General features: G+C 27.5%; 4 protein-coding genes. 1 reads left to right on the top strand and 3 read right to left on the bottom strand.

Features of this window, described 5'->3' with window-relative positions; all coding sequences use genetic code 11:
- Positions 1–1,010, bottom strand: a 1,010-nt coding sequence (locus ACI3VO_RS02345) for a putative manganese-dependent inorganic diphosphatase (RefSeq protein ID WP_439756367.1), incomplete at its 3' end; no start/stop codon positions are given.
- Positions 1,011–1,363: 353 nt separating this feature from the next.
- Complete coding sequence (locus ACI3VO_RS02340; RefSeq protein WP_439756366.1) at positions 1,364–1,702, bottom strand: hypothetical protein; 339 nt, start codon at positions 1,700–1,702, stop codon at positions 1,364–1,366.
- Positions 1,703–2,074: 372 nt separating this feature from the next.
- On the opposite strand from ACI3VO_RS02340, the gene ACI3VO_RS02335 reads away from it, so the two are divergent.
- Complete coding sequence (locus ACI3VO_RS02335; RefSeq protein WP_439756365.1) at positions 2,075–3,151, top strand: RICIN domain-containing protein; 1,077 nt, start codon at positions 2,075–2,077, stop codon at positions 3,149–3,151.
- A 129-nt stretch (positions 3,152–3,280) separates the two neighbouring features.
- Here ACI3VO_RS02335 and ACI3VO_RS02330 read toward each other — a convergent pair whose 3' ends face one another.
- The gene (locus ACI3VO_RS02330) at positions 3,281–4,438 is read right to left on the bottom strand and encodes a DUF5050 domain-containing protein (protein ID WP_439756364.1); all 1,158 of its coding nucleotides are present in this window, start codon (positions 4,436–4,438) and stop codon (positions 3,281–3,283) included.
- Between the last annotated feature and the right edge of the window lie 191 nt (positions 4,439–4,629).

Here is a 4,629-nt window from a genome sequence, read left to right as displayed (position 1 = left end):
GATATTGGTAGATCAGTAGATATACCGCCTATTTTATGGTGGTCGATTATTTCAACTATATTAGCTTGTTCTATACCGTCTGCACTTTGAGCAAATTCGTTGTGGTCAACTAATATAACATTTTTCTTAGATGGACTTAATAAATGTTTTCTAGAAACTAATCCTAAGAATTTACCTTCATCGTCAACGACTGGATAAGCTCTGAAGTTTGTGTTAAGCATAGTTTCTTTTACATCGTCAACATAGTCGTTTTCATTGAATAAAACTAAATTATCTCTTGTTATGATGTCTTCTATTTCTGCACATTGATTTATTAAGTTTGAAGCAGTGTATGTATCAACATCAACTGATATAACTGTAACGTTATTAGCTTTTGCAAGTGCAGTTAATTCGTCGTTAAGAGTTGTTTTACCTGTTAATATTAATAATGCAACTTTAGTATCTATAGCGTATTCGATTATATCGTATCTATTACCAACTATAGCTATATCCCCTTCATTTAGAAGATTCATTATTTCTTCTATTCCATAAGATAGAGTAGTTACTCTACCATCGAAAGTTTCGTTGCATTTTACCAATACTTCACCTTTTAAGTTATAACAAACATTTTCTAGAGGTATGTTAACTTTTCTAAAATGTTGGAACATTAAGCTTTTAGCTATTTCTACCATAGTTATTATACCTTCAAATTTTCCGTCTACTGATACTACTGGTAAAGTTTTAGTTCCTTTTTCTATCATTGTATTATAAGCGTTTAATACTGAATCGCTAGGTTTTAAAGATTTTACTTTGTCGTAGCTTAAATCCTTAACTTGTATTTTTACATCTTCAAGAACTTCAGGAGCTTCAACATTAAAGTAATTTAAAGCATATTGAGCTTCCTTTCTTACTTCTCCTAAAGCATAAGGAGTAGCTTCAACTCCTAATTGATTTTTTAAATATGCTAATGAAATAGCAGAACATATGGAATCTGTATCTGGACTTTTATGTCCAAAAACTAATAAACTCATATAAATAACTCCTTTCAACTATCTAAAAAATAATCAAAATATATTCTTTTTAAATGAGGATTGAACCAATCCATAAAGATATATTAATTAATAAATTTATTATAACAAATAGGAAACAATATTTGACCATATAAAAAAAATAATGTATAAATTAAGTTTGATATTTGTTATAGAAATCTATTTAGTATTATACAATAAATAAATATATTAATATAGACAATATGACAATTATAAATTTAAATCTTATTATAAAATAAAATTATAGAATTTTCGGAAAATATTGACTAAAGACAAAAAAGATGCTATATTTAAAGTAATACATTTTTACACGGGGGCCTATTAAGGCCCCCAATTTATTTTATTTGTATTTTAGAAAGTATTACCTTTTCGTATTGATTTTTTATAGAGAGAATATGGTTAGATAAATCTAATTCAAAGTTTGCAAATGCAGAAAAAAGATCTATATCTCTCATTAAATGAACTGTTATAGTTTCCATATTTTTATTTATTCTAAGTAATATAGATCTTACATATGGAAACTGTATTCTAGAGTTAAAAAAGCTACATTCTCCTATCTCTATATCTAAGCATCTATAATTTACATCTACATATATATCTAAATCATCATCTTCTTCTCTGATTGTTCTATATTCAAAATCGCAGTCTAAATTTATTTTACCTATTTTAACCATAATTTCCTCCAAGTTTATATATGATAATATTTAAATTAACATATAAAGATAAATTTTATCAAGTATGTTAAGTATTATTAGTAGAATTATGTAAGTAAGTTATATTAAAAAATAAGAGCTTTCATTTGGGGGAATGAAAGCTCAATTAAATTGGGGGAGATTGAGTTAAATATTTAAATTACACTAGTATTATGGGTCAAATTTATAAATTATATACATATAAAATAAAAAAAAATAAAAAAAAGATAAAACTTACAATGTTGACATAAATTGTTATTTAATATATTATAAAAGTAACAAAAAAGTTACAAAATTTACAAAGACAGAAAATAATTGTAACAAATTTATATAAAATCAGGAGGAATCGGAAAAGTGAAAAATATAGTGAAGAGGCTTGTGTGTACGATATTAATAGCTTGTACTATAGTTTGTCAGGTTGCAGTTCCAACTACAGTTGATGCATATACAGCGTCGAGTATTTCAACAGGATCATATCGTATAAAAAATGTATACAGTGGAAAATATTTAAATGTTGCAGGTAGCGGAAGCAGCAATGGAACAAATGTAAATATATATACTAAGGATGGAACATCAGGACAAACATTTAAAATAAGTAAATTATCAGGACAATATTGGTTATCACCAAAATGCGCTTCAACTAAAGTAATCAATGTCAAAGGAAGTAGTGTAGTATCTGGTTCTAATGTAAATATATACTCTAAGGATTCAGATGGTGATGGAACTCAATTATGGATATTACAAAAAGTATCAAAAGGATATGTTATCCGTTCAGCAGGAAAGGATAATTGTGTTCTAACTGCTACTGGAAGTACTAATGGTTCTAATGTATGTGTTAAAACTTATTCAAGCGGAAGTACTAAACAAATATGGACATTAGAAAAAGTATCAAGTACAACAATTGAAGAAAGTACTTCAACAACTAATAAAACTGTAAGCCAAATAAAAAGCCAAATAGCTTCTACATATATAAAGGCTAAATCAATAGCAGGAAGAAGTAATTTTGCTCATCAATGTTCTCTATATGTTTATTCTCAACTTAGAGCATTAAAGATATACCAAGTTCCAGATACATATTGGAATGGTAGTGGATGGTATTATAACTTAAAAGCAAATGCTACAACTAGTACAGGATACGTTCAAAAGAAATATTCTGGAAGAAGCTGTCTTACAAAGATAATAAATGCAAATGGTGGAAAAAATGTATATAACATCGTTGTAAGCTTCCCAAAAAGCTATAGATCTTCAAGCTCTGTAGGACACGTTTTATTTATACATGCGATAATAGATGGAAAAGTATACTACTCTGATAACTATACATACAACGGAAAACCAGAAGGTAGTGTAATAGTAAAATCAGTAAGTGAATTTACTAATTATTTCGCAAGTAATTACGGTGGAATAAATGGAGCAGTTCATTTTGTAAAATAAAAGTATTTTAGATATAAAAGGTGTGCAATTTAAAATTGTACATCTTTTTTTTACAAAAGAAGGGAGTATATACAATTTGTATATACTCCCTTCCTTAAGTATTAGTGTGACTTTTTATGTAAAAATTAATTATATTTTGCTTCTAGAAGTTCCGTCTAATTTTGTTCTATAAACATTTATAGCTGCACTGTAAGCGCCTTCACTTGTAACTCCCATTTCTAATGACATATAGTATATTCTACTATTTCCTGTACATATTCCAACGTTTGCTAATGTAAGCTTTGTAGATGTATCTGTAGCTTTTCTAAGAGTAGTTCTGTTCTTTCCATTTAAGTCCATACGACAAATACTGTTATTAGCGTTTACATAGTAGATTTTACCATTGTATAGATTCATTGAAGTAGTTGTTAAAGAAGTTATTTTAGTTTCATTTTTGCCATCAGCAGTCATTTTATAAACTTCTGTACCATCATAATCTGAAACTATATAGTAAATATATCCTTGATAGTAAATCATTTGATCTATAGAATATTCTTCGTCATCGTAATCTTCGAAATCATCCCAATCAAAATCATCATCAAAATCTATATCTGAATCGTCATAATCCTCATCATCAAAATCATCATCGTCAAATGTATAAGTAACTAACTTTTTAAGTGTAGTTCTTGCTTTAGTATTTGTGTCTATTTTGTAGATTAATTGATTTTCATATCCTGTTGCAAGCACATATGCATAGTTTCCAGAAATAGATAAAGCATCTATAGTTCTTTCAGTTGTAGTGTAAAGAGTTTTAGTTGTCTTTCTTGATGAAAGGCTATAATAACATAGCTTGTCATAATCATAAGTTGATTTTATATAGTATATACCACTATCTTTTACCATAAAAGGACTTTCAACATTACCTATTAATCTAATTCTTCCAGTACCGTCAGTTTTAACTCTGTATATACCAACACTTTCGCCATTATTGTATGTTCCTAGATAATAAACATAGTTTCCAACTACATTTATAGAAGGCATTAAGTAAGCATTATTTGCGATAGTTTTTTTAGTAGAACTAGTTCCTTTTATTTTGTAGATACTGTAAGATGTCATAAGAACATTAGTTGGTTTAGATGATCTTACGTAATTATAACCACTTTTATAAGCAGCTACTCCACCATTATTTATGTTGGAATTAGAGTTTCCGTATACACTAGCAGCATCTACATTTTGGAATAATCCAGTTGTAGATATTATCATACAAACTACTACTGCAATACTTAGAATTTTTTTAAACGTTTTCATAGTAATTCCTCCTATTGTTTGTTTTTACTAACTTAATATGTATTTTTTATAGACACTTTCTAATATTGTATCACAGCAAATGGATTAATTTGGAAACAAAAAAGAAACAGAATAGTATGAAGTGATAACATTTTGTTTTTGCTATAGAAAAATTGTAATTAACTATAGCAAAAACATTAAACTTATGGATT

Origin of the sequence: Intestinibacter sp. (genome assembly GCF_051866655.1) — a bacterium.
Taxonomy (GTDB): Bacteria; Bacillota; Clostridia; order Peptostreptococcales; family Peptostreptococcaceae; genus Intestinibacter.
The sequence above is the reverse complement of the archived record's forward strand: the minus strand, read 5'-3'. Positions and strand labels throughout refer to the sequence as shown.